General features: G+C 61.6%; 15 protein-coding genes and 2 pseudogenes. 8 read left to right on the top strand and 9 right to left on the bottom strand.

Annotated features, from left to right (window positions below; genetic code table 11):
* Window positions 1–5: 5 nt before the first annotated feature.
* The 5 genes from F2982_RS07480 to F2982_RS07460 form a co-directional block, all read right to left on the bottom strand.
* On the bottom strand, window positions 6–881 hold the full coding sequence (locus F2982_RS07480; RefSeq protein WP_112713703.1) for a GNAT family N-acetyltransferase: 876 nt from the start codon (window positions 879–881) through the stop codon (window positions 6–8).
* A gap of 104 nt (window positions 882–985) precedes the next feature.
* Window positions 986–3232: an ATP-binding protein gene (locus F2982_RS07475; protein ID WP_203429688.1), complete on the bottom strand. Its 2247-nt coding sequence runs from the start codon at window positions 3230–3232 to the stop codon at window positions 986–988.
* A gap of 55 nt (window positions 3233–3287) precedes the next feature.
* Window positions 3288–3791, bottom strand: a complete 504-nt coding sequence (gene lspA, locus F2982_RS07470) for a signal peptidase II (RefSeq protein ID WP_130279197.1) — start codon at window positions 3789–3791, stop codon at window positions 3288–3290.
* Window positions 3788–4645 carry an RNA methyltransferase gene (locus F2982_RS07465; RefSeq protein WP_199626053.1) on the bottom strand — a complete coding sequence of 286 codons (858 nt, stop codon included), beginning with the start codon at window positions 4643–4645 and terminating at the stop codon, window positions 3788–3790. The genes lspA and F2982_RS07465 overlap by 4 nt, the downstream gene beginning before the upstream one ends.
* On the bottom strand, window positions 4642–5730 hold the full coding sequence (locus F2982_RS07460) for a class I SAM-dependent methyltransferase (protein WP_203429687.1): 1089 nt from the start codon (window positions 5728–5730) through the stop codon (window positions 4642–4644). Before F2982_RS07460 ends, F2982_RS07465 begins: the two co-directional genes overlap by 4 nt.
* A 116-nt stretch (window positions 5731–5846) precedes the next feature.
* On the opposite strand from F2982_RS07460, the pseudogene F2982_RS07455 reads away from it, so the two are divergent.
* Window positions 5847–6298: pseudogene (locus F2982_RS07455) on the top strand (carbon monoxide dehydrogenase subunit G).
* A 44-nt stretch (window positions 6299–6342) separates the two neighbouring features.
* Window positions 6343–6789: a GNAT family N-acetyltransferase gene (locus F2982_RS07450; RefSeq protein WP_203429686.1), complete on the top strand. Its 447-nt coding sequence runs from the start codon at window positions 6343–6345 to the stop codon at window positions 6787–6789.
* Here F2982_RS07450 and F2982_RS07445 read toward each other — a convergent pair.
* From F2982_RS07445 to sppA, 3 genes are all read right to left on the bottom strand, one after another.
* A complete protein-coding gene (locus F2982_RS07445) occupies window positions 6781–7113 on the bottom strand; it encodes a LapA family protein (protein ID WP_112713689.1) in 333 nt (110 codons plus the stop codon). The two genes, F2982_RS07450 and F2982_RS07445, sit on opposite strands and share 9 nt — an antisense overlap.
* Before the next feature lie 112 nt (window positions 7114–7225).
* Complete coding sequence (locus tag F2982_RS07440) at window positions 7226–7525, bottom strand: integration host factor subunit beta (RefSeq protein WP_018898213.1); 300 nt, start codon at window positions 7523–7525, stop codon at window positions 7226–7228.
* Between the two features lie 29 nt (window positions 7526–7554).
* Window positions 7555–8505, bottom strand: a complete 951-nt coding sequence (sppA, locus tag F2982_RS07435; RefSeq protein ID WP_203429685.1) for a signal peptide peptidase SppA — start codon at window positions 8503–8505, stop codon at window positions 7555–7557.
* Window positions 8506–8722: 217 nt separating this feature from the next.
* On the opposite strand from sppA, the pseudogene lptC reads away from it, so the two are divergent.
* The 6 genes and pseudogenes from lptC to ptsN all read left to right on the top strand — a co-directional run bounded on the left by lptC (window position 8723) and on the right by ptsN (window position 13855).
* Window positions 8723–9387, top strand: a pseudogene (gene lptC / locus F2982_RS07430) (LPS export ABC transporter periplasmic protein LptC).
* A 15-nt stretch (window positions 9388–9402) separates the two neighbouring features.
* Window positions 9403–10017 (top strand): LptA/OstA family protein, encoded by a 615-nt coding sequence (locus tag F2982_RS07425; protein ID WP_112713683.1) that lies wholly within the window; start codon window positions 9403–9405, stop codon window positions 10015–10017.
* A 36-nt stretch (window positions 10018–10053) separates the two neighbouring features.
* Window positions 10054–10836, top strand: coding sequence for an LPS export ABC transporter ATP-binding protein (gene lptB / locus F2982_RS07420; protein WP_112713681.1), 783 nt, complete (start codon window positions 10054–10056; stop codon window positions 10834–10836).
* 157 nt (window positions 10837–10993) lie between these two features.
* Window positions 10994–12529, top strand: coding sequence for an RNA polymerase factor sigma-54 (rpoN, locus tag F2982_RS07415; RefSeq protein WP_203430025.1), 1536 nt, complete (start codon window positions 10994–10996; stop codon window positions 12527–12529).
* Between the two features lie 215 nt (window positions 12530–12744).
* Window positions 12745–13320: a ribosome-associated translation inhibitor RaiA gene (raiA, locus tag F2982_RS07410; RefSeq protein ID WP_112713677.1), complete on the top strand. Its 576-nt coding sequence runs from the start codon at window positions 12745–12747 to the stop codon at window positions 13318–13320.
* A 70-nt stretch (window positions 13321–13390) separates the two neighbouring features.
* Entirely contained in the window at window positions 13391–13855 is a 465-nt protein-coding gene (ptsN, locus tag F2982_RS07405; protein WP_130279189.1) for a PTS IIA-like nitrogen regulatory protein PtsN, read from the top strand.
* A gap of 73 nt (window positions 13856–13928) precedes the next feature.
* On the opposite strand, the gene F2982_RS07400 is transcribed toward ptsN, so the two are convergent.
* Window positions 13929–16256 carry a methyl-accepting chemotaxis protein gene (locus tag F2982_RS07400; protein ID WP_203429684.1) on the bottom strand — a complete coding sequence of 776 codons (2328 nt, stop codon included), beginning with the start codon at window positions 16254–16256 and terminating at the stop codon, window positions 13929–13931.
* Window positions 16257–16422 lie beyond the last annotated feature (166 nt).

Here is a 16422-nt window from a genome sequence, read left to right as displayed (position 1 = left end):
AAAATTCAGCTCGAGAACCGGCCGGCGTCGGCGCCGTAGTAGTTCAGGTAACGGTCTGAGATGCTGGAGATCGGCAGAACGATCAGTACGTCGGTCGTGTTGAAGGCGTGGTCGACCACGGCGGTGGAGCCGACCATGGCGCCCAAGCGCAGGTAGCCCTTGATCAGCGGCGGCAGTGCCATCAGCGCCTTCTTCGGGTTGACGGCTTCGGGCGGCATCAGGTCCATCGGACGGGCCAGATGCGGCAGGGCGTTGACTGCCCATTCGTTCTTGGCCTGGACCGTGTGGTGCAGGAAAGAGAGGGCCAGTGCATGGCTTTCCGGGTGGATGCCCGGGAAGGAGGCGCAGCCAAACATGGCGCTCATGCCGTGCTTCAGAGCATAGGCCCAATTGCCCTGCCAGAGCAGTTCGACGGTACGCTTCGTACGATATTCCGGCAGCACGCAGGAGCGGCCGAGCTCCATGAATTTCTTGTCGGGATGGCGGGCGAGGAGTTCGCCGATCGCGAATTCGGAAGCCGAGTAAAAGCCGCCATTCGCCATCGCGACATCCTGACGCAACAGGCGGTAGGTGCCGACGATCTGGTCTTCGCTGTCGCCTTCCAGCGAGCGGTCGAGCACCAGCAGGTGATCGCAGAAAGCGTCATAGGCATCGAAATCGCGCTCGCGGCGCATGGCTTCGGCCGGAAGCTGTGCCTTCATCTCCTCGACGAAGACGCGGTAGCGCACATGCTGGGCGGCATCGATTTCGCTGGCGCTGCGGGCCAGCCGGGTCTCGAGATTGCCGATACGGCCGAGAACGTCGCCTTCCTTCGGCGCAACAGTCGCCGAAGACCGGCTGGTCTCCGCAATCGTCTCGCGTTTCAAGGTGTCGATATCCATTGAAGATTCTCCCGTTGCCGGCTCATGAGCTGCCATAAAACACTTATGTGCGACAGGAAAGTGACATGAACGTTACGGGGAATTTGGGGCAATGTCACCCCGCTTTAAAGGGCTTCTGCCCTACGGGCGGAGAGCGCGGCCACGGCCTGGACCTCGGTCAGTAGCCGGATCGGATCGACCGGCTTGATCATCACCCGGTTGGCACCGGCCAGCAGAACGGCGCGACGGGACTCGTCGCGCTTGTCCGCCGTCAGCACGATGACAGGCACCGGCACCAGATCGAGACGCCGCTCGTGACCGCGCAGGCGGCCGATCATGTCGACGCCTTCGCCGCCCGGCATCGTGAGATCGCTGATGACGATATCGGGGCGGCTGCCGTTCTCGGAAAGCGCGCCGTCGAGCAGGCTCTCGAAGTCGTCGACATGGCGAACAGTATGGCCACCCTTCTCCAGCATGGCGCGCACCAGCATGGCATTGATCGGGTCGTCCTCGCCAAGCAGGATGTTGAGACCGCGCTGCAGGCTGGCTTCGGGAATGGAAGCGCTGAAGCCCGGCTGATTGTCGTTCAGCGCATCCCGCTTCTCCATGCCACGCATCCGTCCGCGCAACACGTCGATCAGCGACTGTTCGCGCAGCGGCCGGATCAGCCAGGCATCGAAAAGATCGAGTGCATGGGCGTTCCGCTCTTCCGGGTTGACGAGCAGGATCTTGCGCAGGCCAAGCGCCGCAATGTCAGTGCGGTCGGCGAGATGGCTGGAGAACTCGGCCGAGAGACGATGGTCGATGATGATATCGGTCGGGCGCTGGCCGCGGCCGGCCATATAGAGCAGCGTCTCGCGGGCGGTCTCGCCATCCTCGACGAGATGGCAGGCGCCGCCGAGCGCGGTGACCGTTTCGGCAATCGCCGCCCGCGCAGCGCCCGCAGGCGCAAGCAGGACGACGGTATTGCCGGCCAGCAGACCCTTGCGCCGGCCGCGGCCCTCTTCGGTGATGCCCGCCGGAAAGCAGATGGTGAATTCACTGCCCTTGCCCTTCTCGCTGGCAACCGTCAGCGAGCCGCCGAATTCGCGCATGATGCGCGCCGAGATGGTCAGGCCGAGACCGGTGCCGCCGCTCTTTTCGACCATGGTTCCTCCCTGTTCGAATTCACCGAAGATCCGGGACTGCTCCTCCGCAGTCATGCCCGGGCCGGTGTCGGTGACGGTAATGACGAGGTCTTCATCAGACAGCGCGGCGCGAATGAAGACGCCGCCTGCCTGCGTGAACTTCACCGCATTGCCGATCACGTTGAAAAGCACCTGGCGCAGCCGCGCCGGGTCGAAGCTCATGAACTCAGGCACATCGGAAGAGACCGTGGCGCCAATCTCGATGTCCTTCTCGTGTGCCCGGTGCGCCAGCATTTCCACGACGCTTTCGAGAAGCTGCCGCAGCGATTCCGATCGTGGGCGCAGCTGGAAGCGGCCGACCTCGATGGTCGAGAAGTCGAGAAGGTCTTCGACCAGCTGGGTCAGGGCGTGACCGGATTGGCGGATGCCGCCGAGATAGTTCTGCTGCTCCTGTGTCATCTGCGCCTGGGCAAGCAAATGAGTCATGCCGAGAATGCCGGAGAGCGGCGTGCGGATTTCATGACTGACGGTCGCAAGCAGCCGCGACTTGGCGGCGCTGTTGTATTCGGCTTTCTGGCGTGCCTCTTCGCGCGCCTGCGCGGTCAGCCGCTCGTTGGTCACGTCGCGGGCAATGCTCTGGATCAGCAGATTGCCGTTTGCCGGATCGCGGGTGACGACATCGTGCCAGACGAAAATGCGCTGCCCCTCCAGCGTCGAAATCTCGACATCGAAGCGGTGCGGCTCGGCACCCGGGCGAAAGGCGATGCCGATCTCCTCGCATGTCTGACCCTCGGGCTTCAGGCGGCCGGTCAGGCGCCGGAACGTGGCATTGGCGCCGATGATGCGCCGGTCGATGCTGCGGGTAACGGTGATGTCGCCGAGAACGTCATGCACATTGGCGAAGAGCTCGGCAGCTTCGCTCGTTGCAGCGCTGCCTGTCTGTTTCTTCGGCAGTGCCTTCGCCTTGCGTCTGGAAACCGCGGCATAGGCAATGAGGGCAATGGCAATTGCCGCAAGCCCGATCGAAAAGAGCAGCGGGCCGCCGGCCTGACCGAGGATGAGGAGTAGGGCCGCGGCAAGAATGCCGGCGCCGCCGAGCCAAAGCGAGACCAGTGACTTCTTGCGCTGTATCGTTCTCGGACCAGCCACCGGTTGCAGGGAATCCTCGGCCGTCCGCACGTCCTGCGGTTTGGCGGGGCCGAAAGCAGCGGCCAGTCTTTCCTGCAGTTGAGCCAAGCTTTGCATGACTGCTGGCTAACATAGGCGCTCTTCCGAATGCCTTCAGGAAAAGACTAAGATTTTAGCTTTCGCTCTTTTTGGGTTGCAGCAACTCGTCAAGAATCACGCATCCCGCGCCGATCGTGATGAAACTATCGGCAAGATTGAAAACTGCGAACGACCATGTCTCCGTATGAAACAGGATATAGTCGATCACGTGCCCGTAGAGAAACCGGTCGATAAGGTTGCCGAGCGCGCCCGCGATGATCAGCGCAAAGCCGGTATGGGCGATCCAGCGGTCCTTGGCGGTGCGGTGCCACATCCAGATGACGAAGGCGACGATCACAAGGCGCATGCCGACGATGAACCAGCCGTCCATCCCTGACAGCATCGAGAAGGCAACGCCGAGGTTGTAGGTGCGGTAGAGCGCCAGCATCGGAATGACGGGAACGGCTTCCTGCAGCGGCAGGTAATGATCGACGGCGATCTTGACTATCTGGTCGAGGATCACCGCCACGATGATGAAGAGCAGGATCGGCAGCGGGCGCGAAAAGAGGGCCGGGCGCGGAAGCGTCTGTTCGGTCATTTTGCCTCTGACAGTGAGAGAAGGTGGCGGCGTGCCTCGAAGAGCATGACGGCGCTCGCAACGGCAAGATTGAGCGAGTCGGCGCGGCCCTGCTGCGGAATGCGGGCAAGCGCATCGGCCTCCCTGGCGAGCTGCTCCGGAATGCCGGATTGCTCGTTGCCCATCAGGAGAACGACAGGCTTCTTCTTGTAGTCGATGGTGCGGTAATCGACCGAACCGGCCAAATGCGTGGCAACGACTTGCACACCGGCCGTCTTCTTCCAGGCGATGAACTCGTCCATCGATGCCCGGGCGACCGGTACGGCGAAGACCGAACCCATCGTTGCCCGCACGGTCTCGAGCGAAAACGGATCGGTCGCCTCGCCGACGAGGATGACGCCGGAGGCGCCGGCTGCGTCGGCGGTGCGGATGATGGTGCCGAGATTGCCGGGGTCACGAACGCGATCGAGCGCAATCCAGGTCTCGCCCTGCTGCGGGCGGATATCGCGCAGCGGCTTCCAGCGGGTCTCGAAAATGCCGACCACCATCTGCGGATTATCGCGCCGCGTGACCGAGGAGAGCACCTTCTCACTGACTTCAAGCACCAGCCCGCCGGAGGCGACGGTTTTCGCCGCCATCTGCTCGACCAGCGGCTTGCCCTTGGCGGCCTTGGCATAGACAAGCGTGCGGATCGTCCAGCCGAGCTCGATCGCGTCGATGACGAGCTTCAGCCCTTCGGCCATGAAGGTGCCGCTCTGCTCGCGGGACTTCTTGTCGCTGAGCGCCTTGATGTCCTTGATGATCGGGTTGGCAAGCGAGGTGACTTCCTTCACCTGGCCGACCCGGCGCGGTCCGCGGTCGTGGAATTCGTTCATTTCGGCACCCAGCGCGAAAAGAGGGATGTGGAGAGGGCGCGGCCCGGCGTCTTGCCGTCAAGCCCGCCTTCGCGGATGACCAGCTCGCCCGACTCGACGGCGCCACCGGCGCCACGCATGATTTCGCGCATCAGCTCGTGGATCGAATAGAAGCTCGCCCGGATCGAATAGGCGGTCAGCACCAGGCCGACGGCCTTCGGCGAGAGGATTTCCCGGCAGATATCGAGCATCAGCGGCAGATGTTCGAACAGATGCCAGACCTCGCCGTTCGGGCCACGGCCGAATTTCGGCGGATCGGTCAGGATGATGTCATAGGTGTTGCCGCGGCGTTCTTCGCGCAGGATGAACTTCATCGCGTCTTCGCAGATCCAGCGGATCGGCAGCTTTTCCATGCGGCCGAGCGCCTGGTTTTCGCGCGCCCAGCCGATCGCCTTTTTGGATGCATCGACATGGGTGACCTCAGCGCCGGCAGCGGCGGCCACCAGCGAGGCGACACCGGTATAGCCGAAGAGATTGAGCACCTTCAGCGGCCTGCCTGCCTTCTCCACCTGCTCCTTCATCCAGCTCCAGTGGACGATCTGCTCAGGGAAGACACCGACGTGACGGAACGAGGTGAAGCGGCCGAAGAAATCGACGCCGAGCAGGTGCAGCGGCCAGGTTTCGCCGAGCGCTTCCTTCGGGAAGCGCCAGCGGCCGGTACCCTCTTCGTCGACATCGCCGGTAAAGACGGCATCGACCTTGTCCCAGACCGGCTGGGAAAGGGTCGGCTGCCACAGCGCCTGTCCCTCAGGCCGCACGATGCGGTAGGGGCCGTATTGCTCGAGCTTCTGGCCGTTGCCGCTGTCGATCAGGTGGAAGTCACCGGCGCCAAGCGATTCCAGGATGACGGGCACGCGCTCGATCGGGCGGTCGCCGGTGCGGGTCTTCAGCGGTCGCTCGACGGCAACAGGCACGGCGGCCTCACGCACCGCCTCGCGGGGCGCTGCGGGTTTGGCAACCGGCTTGGCCGGGCGGTTAGGACGGTCGTCGCTGCGGCGAGGGCCGGAAGGCGTCTTTGCGCCCGGCCGGCGGTCTTTTTGTCTCAACGTGGTTTTCCGCGTCTTCAATTCGATGGAGCCCGTGCAAATAGCATTCCGTTTCACCTTGGCAAAGCGCTTTCCCGCTGTGATAAGTTTAGCAATCCGAAATGGGAGGATTTCGAATGGATATGACCGGCGAAGAACGCATCACCGCACCGCGCGATGCCGTATGGGCGGCGCTCAACGATCCCGAAGTCCTCAAACGCTGTATTCCGGGCTGTCAGACCCTGGAGATGAAGTCGCCCACCGAACTCGCCGCCTCCGTCAAGATCAAGATCGGCCCCGTCTCGGCAACCTTCAACGGCGAGGTGACCCTCTCCAACATCAATGCGCCGGAAAGCTACACGATCTCGGGCGAGGGCAAGGGGGCATCGCCGGCTTTGCCAAGGGCGGCGCCGATGTCGTGTTGAAAGAAGACGGCGCGGAGACCGTGCTGCAATATAGCGCCAAGGCCCAGGTCGGCGGCAAGATCGCTCAGCTCGGCGCCCGCCTGGTCGATTCCACCTCGCAGAAGCTGGCGCAGCAATTCTTCGCCGATTTCAACGCCGTCGTTTCGGAAAAGCCGGGTACGTGATCCCGGCCATTGGCGGCTGTCCGTTCATCGGCTAATTCTTGATCATGGATTTGCTGATCAGGACGCCGCGGCCGTCGGACCGCGAGGAGCTTGCCGATATCTATCTCGCGGTTCGCCGCCAGACTTTCACCTGGGTCGATCCGTCGCGCTTCAAGCACGAGGATTTCTTTTCCCATACGCAAGGCGAGCTCGTCTGGCTCGCCGAGGCGGCGGATGGCGCCATTGCCGGCTTCATGACGCTCTGGGCGGCCGACGATTTCATTCACATGCTCTATATCCGCAAGGAATGGCAGGGCAGGGGCGTCGGAACGGCGCTGTTGGCCACACTCCCCGATTGGCCGCGCCACAGATACCGGCTGAAATGCCTGGTCAACAATGTGGGAGCCAAGGCCTTCTATCTCGCGAAGGGCTTTGCCGTGACCGGCACCGGAAGTTCGGCCGAAGGCGAATACGAAGAGCTGACCTTCGATCCGTCGCGCCAATCAGCGTGAGGGCAGCTGCCCGGCGATCTCTTCCGCACGCGCCTTGTGGCGACCGGCTTCGCCCTGCCAGCGGATCGCCTCCTTGGCTTCGACGCGCGCCCGCTTGCGGTGCTTGCCCTGGCTGAACCAGGTGACGGCAGAGCCGGCGAGCATGCCGATGATCAGCGCGATGAACAGGAAGACGAAGAACGGCGCGGAGAGCGACAGAACCTGATCTTCCGGGCGGAACGGGTTGAAAGCAAGCGTCACGCTCTGCCGGTTGGCCACGCAGAAGATGATCAGGATGATGCCGAGCGGCAGCAAAATCAAAAGGTTGGTGATCTTCTTCGCCATGTATGGCCTCCGCGCATTATGGCGCCGTCGTTGAAACGGCGCTTCTCAAGCTAAGAGCAGAATAGGAATCCGGTGGCGAACTTCAAGCGCGGTTTCGCCGCAGGTGAAAGGCTCAATCGTCCTGATCGGCCTGGCCGGGGTTCAGCCGTTCGCGCAGTTCCTTGCCGGTCTTGAAGAAGGGAACCCACTTCTCCTCGACGAAAACGGTATCGCCGGTGCGGGGGTTGCGGCCGGAGCGCGATGGGCGGTTCTTGACGGAAAAGGCGCCGAAGCCGCGCAGCTCGACGCGGTTGCCCGCCGCCAGTGCATCGGTGATCTCGTCGAGGACGGCATTGACGATATTCTCGACGTCGCGGTGATAGAGATGCGGGTTGCGCGCGGCAACTATCTGCACCAGTTCCGACTTGATCACGGTCGCCCCCTTAAATTATTGATTTCTTATCAATCGCGGCCAAACTGCCAAACTGAAACGAGCCCGTCAAGGAGCAACTTTTGTGGCAGAATGCCCTCAAGGTCCTGGGCTTTGAAGAGGTCGCCGTAGCCGAGAAGTGTGGCGACCTTCGAAACCGCGCCGGCGAGCAGGAAGGGCGTGTTGCTCTTCTTGTCCCAATCGACCACCGGCAGGTCCTTGCTGATGTCCCGCTTGGCCAGATAGTCGCGGATTTCAGGGTCGCCGCCGAGCTGGTCGATCAGCTTCACTTTCAGCGCCTGGCGGCCGGTATAGATCGTCCCGTCAGCGAGCTTAAGTACTTCATCGCGCGGCAGTTTTCGGCGATCGGCGACGAGATCCACGAACCAGGCATAGCTGTCCTGGACCATGTTATTGATCATCGCTTTGGCCTCTTCGCTGGTATTGTGGAAGGGCGAGGGCTCGGCCTTCAGCGGAGAGGACTTGATCTCCTGCAGCGACACGCCGAGCTTTTCGAGCAGCGGCTGGATCTGCGGATACTGGAAGATGACACCGATCGAACCGGTGATCGAGCTGTCTCCGGCAATGATCGTGTCACCGGCGGTGGCGATCATGTAGCCGGCGGAAGCGGCGAGCGTACGCACGTCCGAGACGACGGGCTTCTTGGCCGAGATCGCCCGGATCGCCTTGAAGATCTTCTCGCCGCCGTAGGTCGTGCCGCCCGGCGAGGAGATCGAGACGATCACGGCCTTCACCTGATTGTTCTCTTCGATCTTCTTCAGCCGCTCGAGCAGCTCGTCGTCATCGGTGATCAGGCCGGAGATCGTCACATGGGCAATCTGCGGACGGCTCTGCTCGATATCGCTGCGGAAAAACAGGTAGAGCGAGAGGCCGAGCGCCACCAGAAGCACCGCTGCTGCGACCCGCCAGAAGCCCAGTCGCCGGCGAAGTCTGCGGCGGTCGGCGATCGTCGAGCTGTCCATAAGTCCTCCAGGGCCTGAGACGGCCACAATTCACAGCGATATCAGATAAGGCGGCATGCTGTTGTGAAAATGCCGGTTTGCCGCGTTTTCTTGCCTTTGTTGCTTGTTGCAGAAAAAAATCCATATTGGCAAGGTAATGTAATAATGCGAAACGATCTGTGATCGGGCGAAGTAGTTCCTATATAGGAATGCCGATCGACAGACACGGACAGACTTAATGCTCGATACGATCAACAGCGGCGGGAAGGCTGCCTTTGCCCGACCCGCGCGCACTGCCTATGGCGCTGCGCTCAGTCATTCGGGCGCGTGCGCCGTCTGAAGGTGCTGCTTCCGGTCGCCGCCGTCGTCGTGTCGCTGGCCTTCATCGCCGTCTCCATGGTCCGCGCCTATCTGCCGGAAAACCTGAAGATCGAGGGCGCCAAGATCGAGAACGGCAAGGTCGTCATGGCCAAGCCCGCGATCGCCGGCCGCAATTCCGATGGCATCAACTATTCGATGCTCGCCGAGCGCGCGCTGCAGGACATCAAGAACCCGAGCCTCATCACGCTGGAGACGATCAAGGCGGCCGTCCCCGTCAACGACGATCTGATCGCTCGCGTCGAGGCGCAATCGGCCGATTACGACCGCTCGACCGACAAGCTCGCGCTCACCTCGCCATTCACCGTTCTCCTGAGCAACGGTCTGACCGCCGATTTCAAATCTGCCAAGCTCGATATCAAGGGTGGCAGCATGAGCACGGACGACCCCGTAACCATTACCAAAGAGGGAACTTCGGTTGTTGCGAACTCCCTCAAGATGACGGATAAGGGTCGCGTGATCACGTTCGAGGGGAAAGTTCGTATGAACGTCGATCCATCCGCCATCCGCAAACAGGGCACCTAACAGCCGGGTTCTTTAATGACAAAAGATTGTCACTCTCCAATTCGTAAGCTTGGCGCGGCAGCAACCGGCGGCGCTCTGGCGCTTCTGATGATTGCAGGAGCTGCATTCGCGCAGGCAACGACCAGCCAGATGGACGGCCTCAAGCTCGACAAGAACGAGCCGATCCAGATCGAGAGCGACAAGCTCGAAATCCACGACCAGGAACACAAGGCCGACTTTACCGGCAACGTGAAGGTCGTTCAGGGCAAGACGACGCTGCAGGCTGGCCACATGACGGTCTTTTACAAGCCGAAGGCAAATGCCGACGGTCAGGCGACGGATGCGAATGCCAAGCCGGATGCCGGCGCTGCATCGATCTCGTCCGGCAACGCCGATATCGACCACATCGTGGTCACCGACAAGGTTTTCCTGAGCTCTGGCACACAGACGGCAACCGCCGATAACGGCGCCTTCGACATGGCGGCGCAGACATTCATCCTGAAGGGCGACAAGGTTGTGCTCTCGGATGGCCCGAATGTCTTCACCGGCTGCCAGCTCACGGTCCACATGCAAACCGGACAGGCACAACTGGACAGCTGCGGGGGCCGCGTCCAGATTCAGCTCGATCCGAAATCCCAGAAGAAGAACTGACCCGGCCCTCTCGTGAAACTTCTCTCGCTTCCCAAAATGTTCGGCAAGTCCGCGCCGCAGGCCGCGGACGCATCTGCCGGAGACAAAAGCCGTTACCAGGGCACGCTGATTGCGCGCGGTCTGACGAAGACCTACAGCACCCGGCGTGTCGTCAATGGCGTGTCGCTGGTCGTCCGGCGCGGCGAAGCGGTAGGGCTTCTCGGGCCGAACGGCGCAGGCAAGACCACCTGTTTCTACATGATCACCGGTCTCGTGCCGGTCGATGAAGGCACGATCGAGATCGACGGCAACGACGTCACGACCATGCCGATGTATCGCCGCTCGCGCCTCGGCGTCGGTTACCTGCCGCAGGAAGCCTCGATCTTTCGCGGTCTGACGGTCGAAGAAAACATTCGCGCCGTTCTCGAAGTTCACGAGAAGGACAAGGCGGCACGCGAGAAGAAGCTCGACGAGTTGCTCGAAGAGTTCCACATCTCAAAGCTCCGCAAGGCGGCAGCCGTATCGCTGTCGGGCGGTGAGCGCCGCCGTCTGGAAATCGCTCGCGCGCTGGCGACCGACCCGACCTTCATGCTGCTCGACGAACCCTTCGCCGGCGTCGATCCGATTTCGGTCTCCGATATCCAGAACCTCGTGCACCATCTGACGGCACGCGGCATCGGCGTTCTGATCACCGACCACAATGTCCGCGAGACCCTGGGTCTGATCGACCGCGCCTACATCATCCATGCCGGTGAAGTTCTGACGCATGGCCGGGCCAACGATATCGTCAACAACCCTGAGGTTCGCCGCCTCTATCTTGGCGACAATTTCAGCCTTTGATACGGTCGAAGGCGACGGAAATTCACCTTCCCGTCACACTTGAGCTTGACCAAATAGAATAAAAAAGCAATTTTTGGGCCAACTGGATTTCCGTGGCCTGAAATACTTGTTCGGACGCGGCTTCCCGGAGGAAATGAACGGGAGTTTTGCGTCCGCCATGGCCCTGTCAGCCAATCTTTTCCTGCGACAGAACCAATCCCTCGTCATGACGCCGCAGCTGATGCAGTCCATCCAGCTGCTGCAGATGACGCATTTCGAACTCGTTCAATTCATCTCCCAGGAAGTCGAAAAGAACCCGCTGCTGGAATTTCCGTCAAATGACGCGGAAACGGGCAGCGAGCGTGACGGCGAAGATGAACCCCACGCCCACCAGCAGGATGACGACGAGCGCACCGATGCGCTCTCCGGCGACTGGTACGACAATGGCAGCGAAGGCAGCGTCAGCCACCTGAGCGAAGAGCTCGATTCAAACTATTCGAATGTCTTCCAGGACGACGGCGCGCCGCAGCGGGCCGATGCGCCGGAGCTGATGAGCCAGTGGAAGTCGATGCCCGGCAGCGCCGAGGGCGAGGCCTATGATCTCGATGATTTCGTCGCCGGCCAGGTTTCGCTGCGCGACCATATCGTCCAGCAGGTGCCCTTCGTCCTGCCTGACATGGCCGACCGGCTGATCGGCCAGCACCTGCTCGATCAGCTCGATGAGGCCGGCTATTTCCAGGGGGATATCGCCGAAGCCGCCGAACGTCTCGGCGCCACCACGGTCGATGTGGAGCGTGTGCTCAGCGCGCTGCAGACCCTCGATCCGCCGGGCGTCTTTGCCCGTAATCTGGCGGAATGTCTGGCGATCCAGCTACGCCAGAAGGATCGCTTCGATCCGGCGATGCAGGCCTTTGTCGCCAATCTCGAACTCTTGGCGCGCCGTGATTTCTCGACGCTGAAGCGCCTCTGTGGTGTCGACGAGGAAGATCTCCTCGACATGCTGACGGAGCTTCGCCAGCTCAATCCGAAGCCGGGCAGCGGTTTCGAGACCGGCGTCTCCGAAGCGATCATGCCGGATGTCGTCGTACGGCCGTCGAGCGACGGCAGCTGGCTGGTGGAGCTCAATCCCGACACGCTGCCCCGCGTGCTGGTCAATCAGTCCTATTTCGCCAATGTCACGAAGAATGGCGAGGAGCACGCCTTCCTCTCCGAATGCCTGCAGAATGCCAACTGGCTGACGCGCAGCCTCGACCAGCGCGCCAAGACGATCATGAAGGTGGCGACCGAGATCGTCCGCCAGCAGGATGCGTTCCTGCTCCATGGTGTCGATCATCTGCGCCCGCTCAATCTGAAGACCGTTGCCGACGCCATCAAGATGCATGAATCGACCGTCAGCCGCGTCACCTCGAACAAATACATGCTGACGCCGCGCGGGCTCTTCGAGCTCAAATACTTCTTCACCGTCTCGATCAGCGCCGTCGAAGGCGGCGATGGGCACTCTGCGGAGGCCGTCCGCCACAAGATCCGCATGCTGATCATGCAGGAAAGCCCGGAAGCCGTGCTGTCGGACGACGATATCGTCGACATGCTGAAAAAGGGCGGGATCGATCTCGCCCGCCGCACCGTCGCCAAATACCGGGAAGCGATGAACATCGCCTCTTCGGTGCAGCGCCGCCGCGAAAAGCGGGCGCTCGCCAAGGTCGCGGGCTTCTGAGGCCTGACGGCCGGGCGTTGACTTTTTGGTAACCTCCGTTTATTAGCCCGCCGCAATTGGCGCTGTGAACAGCGTTCAGACTTATCCCCATCATCCTCAGGGCGCTTGAAGCACGAGACTTAAGCCGATCTTGCTTGAGTTTGCGTGAAGTGCTTGGATGAGAAGTAGGCTTGGCGTAAACTGGTACCGCAAACCACTATAAGAAGGGAAACTCCATGAGTGTGCGTGTATCCGGTAAACATATGGAAATTGGTGACTCGTTCCGTCAAAAGATCGAGGACCAAGTGGCCATGGCCGTCACGAAATACTTCGACGGGGGATATTCTGGTCAAGTGATCGTTGAGAAGTCGAGCTCGCGCTTCTCGGCCGATTGCAAGCTCCACCTCGATAGCGGGGTCGTGCTGCATGCGGCTGGTGAGGCGATGGATCCGCAGGTGGCTTTCGATGCCGCTTCGGAGCGTATCGAGAAGCGTCTGCGCCGCTACAAGCGGAAGCTCAAAGATCATCATGCCGGAAATCATCTGAACGGTTTTGCGGAAGTCGCCTATACGGTCATGGACGCTGTGCCTGACCACGAAGAAGAGGTTCCCGACGATTTCGCCCCGGCCATCGTGGCCGAGAGCACGAAGCAGCTGAAGACAATGTCCGTCGCAACCGCCGTGATGGCGCTCGACATGACGGACGAGCCGCTGCTCCTGTTCCGCAGCCCGGGCAAGGAACATTTGAACATCGTTTACCGCAGGCATGACGGTAATATTGGCTGGATCGACGCAGCCAATATCAAGAGCTGAAATCGGGCGATGAGCGGCGCCAAGCGCCGCTCTTCCAATCACCCGGCTTCGGCCACAGAAGGAAAAAGAAATGGCATTGGCAGATCTGCTGCATCAAGATGCGATTATCCCCGCCCTCAAGGTAAATTCCAAGAAACAGCTGCTTCAGGAATTGGCGGCAAAGGCCTCGAAAATCACTGGCCTGTCTGAGCGGGAAATCTTCGACGTCGTGCTGCAGCGTGAACGTCTGGGTTCGACCGGCGTCGGCAATGGCATCGCAATTCCGCATGGCAAGCTCGCCAGCGTCCGCTCGATCGTCGGCGTCTTCGCACGTCTCGAGAGCCCGGTCGATTTCGAGGCCCTGGACGATCAGCCCGTCGATCTCGTTTTCCTGCTGCTCGCTCCCGAAGGGGCGGGCGCCGATCATCTCAAGGCCCTGTCGCGCATCGCGCGCGTGCTGCGCGACCAGGATTTGGTCGCCAAGCTGCGCGCCACCGACTCCGCCTCGGCGATCTATGCCTTCCTCAACGAAGAGCAGACTTCGAACGCCGCCTGAGATTTTCAATCGCAGAAATGAAAGAGGCGCCCGGTCATCCCGGGCGCCTCTTTTCGTTTGAGATGGTTAGTTCTCAGAACTCTTCCCAATTGTCCTGCGCGACTGCGGCCGAGCCGTGGGAGACAGCCGCCCGGCGCGGTGCCGGAGCCCGGTATGCGGGTACTGCGACGGGCGCACGCATATGCTCGGCGGTTGCCCGCAGCGCCGCACTGTTTGCCTGGCCGGAAACCCGGAAGCGCAGCACGAGGGCCTTCAGCGTCTGCGCCTCGTCGTTCAGCGTCACACTGGCCGCCGTTGCCTCTTCCACCATCGCGGCGTTCTGCTGCGTCACCTGGTCCATCTGGTTCATGGCCTGGTTGATTTCCTTCAGCCCGATCGCCTGCTCGCTGGCAGACGCTGAGATCTGACGGATCAGGCCGTTGATGCCCATGACCTGCTCGGCGATCTTGTGCAGCGTACCGCCGGCGCGGCCGACGAGATCGACGCCTTCCTTGACCTGGACGGCTGAGGTGTTGATCAGCGTCTTGATCTCCTTTGCGGCACTTGCAGAGCGCTGTGCGAGCTCACGGACTTCCTGTGCGACGACTGCGAAGCCCTTGCCTGCCTCACCGGCACGCGCGGCTTCGACACCGGCGTTGAGGGCGAGCAGGTTGGTCTGGAATGCGATCTCGTCGATGACGCCGATGATGCGCGACACTTCCGTGGACGACTGCTCGATGCCGTGCATCGAAGCGATCGCCTTCTGCACGACTTCGCCGGATTTCTCGGCATCCTCGCAGGCGAGGTTGACGTTGTCAGCCGCGGTGCGGGCGTTCTCGGCGCTCGAATTGACCTGGGCGGTCAGCTCGTTCAGCGCTGCAGCGGTCTCCTCGAGGCTTGCAGCCTGCTGTTCCGTGCGCTTGGCAAGGTCGGAGGCGCTGTTGCTGATCTCGCTGGTGCCGGAGCCGATGTTCACGACGCTCGTGTTCATCGTATGGACGGTCTCTTCGAGGCTGGCGAGCGCGGCGTTGAAGTCCTGCTTCAGCTTCGCGTATTCGCCCGGGAAATCCTCGTTGATGCGGTGGCCGAGATTGCCTTGCGACAGTTCGGAAAGACCGGCACCGACGATCGAGACGATCTGGCGCTGCAGGGCGACCGACTGCTGGCGCTCGCTCTCCGAGCGGCTGCGCTCGGATTCAGCTGCGCTGCGCTGGTTGTTTGCTTCGGCTTCAAGGCGGCGCGTATCGGCAAGAGCGAAACGGAAGCCTTCCAGAGCCTTGGCGACCGAGCCGATTTCGTCGGCACGATCCTGACCGGCAACCGGCTGATCGTAGGCGCCGTCGCTCAGCTTCTTGACGCCGGCGACCAGCTGGCCGAGCGGCTTCTGCACGAAGGAACGGACGGCGAAGTAGAGGGCCAGCATGACCGCGCCGAGGACGAGAATGCCGCCGACGATCATCATGACGGTCTGATCCTGAACCGGGGCATTGATCGCGGTGTGCGGTACGTCGACGAGGACGACCCATGTCGCGTTGAGATCCGGGACGGCGAACGGATAGACGACGCGGTCGAAGGGCTCGTAACCATCGAAGGTCAGGTTGCGGACAACGGTCGGCGCCATCGACGCGCGGGCGTTCTTGATCTCGGTCGAGCCGTCGCCTTCATAGGGCTTCGACATCAGTTCCTTGGTCGGCGCGACGATCCAGTTGCCGTTCTGGGCAACGAGCGTGACGCGGCCGGAGCCGAACGGATGCAGAGCCTGCAGCTTGTCGGTCAGCGACTTCAGAGAGATGTCGACGCCTTCGACGCCGATCATCTTGCCACCCGAGACAACCGGGTAGGCGATCGAGGTCAGGAGGGTCGGAACGTCGGTGCCTTCGGCGAGATAGGGCGACGTGATCGCGCCCTTGCCGCTCTCGGCAGCAAGCTTCCACCACTCGGCGGTATAATCGTTATCGAAGGTCGAGAACTGGATGGCGCCATCCTTGGTCTTCGACCAGTAGGGCGTGAAGGCGCCAGCCTTGTTGGTGCCCTGATCGAGCTTGTCGGCAATCTCGGTTGTCTTGCCGTCGAAGGCGCCGAGCTGCTCGCAGAACCAGCTGCCGAAGGCGAAGGGGTTCTTTTCGAGATTGGCCTTCAGGACGTTGATGATGCCCTTGCGGTCGAAATTGCCGCCCTCGTGGCCGCGGCCGACGACACCGGACATGGAGCGCGCTGCGCTGGCGAGTTCGCCGACATTGGCGGCGATTTCGTTGGCAATGGCTTTGGCTTCAAGATTGGCCTGATCCATCGTCAGGGTCTGCACGCGGTTGCGCGTCTGATCGATCAGGAAAAAGTTAGAAACGAAAAGAACGAGCGCGATTGCAACGCCCGTGATGACAATAAGCTTTGCGGCAAGCGACTTCATGCGAAAGATGAACATGGTGCCTCGGCGGGGCGACTTGCCGGACGAACATTTCCGGCAAAGGCGAGGTGAGCCGCTTCGTCATGGAGCGGCCGTGGGGCTAAACCGGGCACCCTCTGAGGAGGCCTGGCGATCGCCGAAAAGATCGCCAGAAATCTCTTAAATTTGAGTGAAATTGTATGAA

The sequence above is a fragment of the Rhizobium sp. BG4 genome, assembly GCF_016864575.1.
Classification (GTDB): Bacteria; Pseudomonadota; Alphaproteobacteria; order Rhizobiales; family Rhizobiaceae; genus Rhizobium.
Note: the sequence above shows the minus strand (reverse complement) of the source record. Positions and strands in the feature narration are given on the sequence as shown.

What these genes read in the sequence shown, in the direction of transcription:
- F2982_RS07480 (WP_112713703.1), bottom strand. Translation starts at nt 881, where the DNA reads ATGGATATCGACACCTTGAAACGCGAGACGATTGCGGAGACCAGCCGG.
- F2982_RS07475 (WP_203429688.1), bottom strand. Translation starts at nt 3,232, where the DNA reads ATGCAAAGCTTGGCTCAACTGCAGGAAAGACTGGCCGCTGCTTTCGGC.
- lspA (WP_130279197.1), bottom strand. Translation starts at nt 3,791, where the DNA reads ATGACCGAACAGACGCTTCCGCGCCCGGCCCTCTTTTCGCGCCCGCTG.
- F2982_RS07465 (WP_199626053.1), bottom strand. Translation starts at nt 4,645, where the DNA reads ATGAACGAATTCCACGACCGCGGACCGCGCCGGGTCGGCCAGGTGAAG.
- F2982_RS07450 (WP_203429686.1), top strand. Translation starts at nt 6,343, where the DNA reads ATGGATTTGCTGATCAGGACGCCGCGGCCGTCGGACCGCGAGGAGCTT.
- F2982_RS07445 (WP_112713689.1), bottom strand. Translation starts at nt 7,113, where the DNA reads ATGGCGAAGAAGATCACCAACCTTTTGATTTTGCTGCCGCTCGGCATC.
- sppA (WP_203429685.1), bottom strand. Translation starts at nt 8,505, where the DNA reads ATGGACAGCTCGACGATCGCCGACCGCCGCAGACTTCGCCGGCGACTG.
- F2982_RS07425 (WP_112713683.1), top strand. Translation starts at nt 9,403, where the DNA reads ATGACAAAAGATTGTCACTCTCCAATTCGTAAGCTTGGCGCGGCAGCA.
- lptB (WP_112713681.1), top strand. Translation starts at nt 10,054, where the DNA reads ATGTTCGGCAAGTCCGCGCCGCAGGCCGCGGACGCATCTGCCGGAGAC.
- rpoN (WP_203430025.1), top strand. Translation starts at nt 10,994, where the DNA reads ATGGCCCTGTCAGCCAATCTTTTCCTGCGACAGAACCAATCCCTCGTC.
- raiA (WP_112713677.1), top strand. Translation starts at nt 12,745, where the DNA reads ATGAGTGTGCGTGTATCCGGTAAACATATGGAAATTGGTGACTCGTTC.
- ptsN (WP_130279189.1), top strand. Translation starts at nt 13,391, where the DNA reads ATGGCATTGGCAGATCTGCTGCATCAAGATGCGATTATCCCCGCCCTC.
- F2982_RS07400 (WP_203429684.1), bottom strand. Translation starts at nt 16,256, where the DNA reads ATGTTCATCTTTCGCATGAAGTCGCTTGCCGCAAAGCTTATTGTCATC.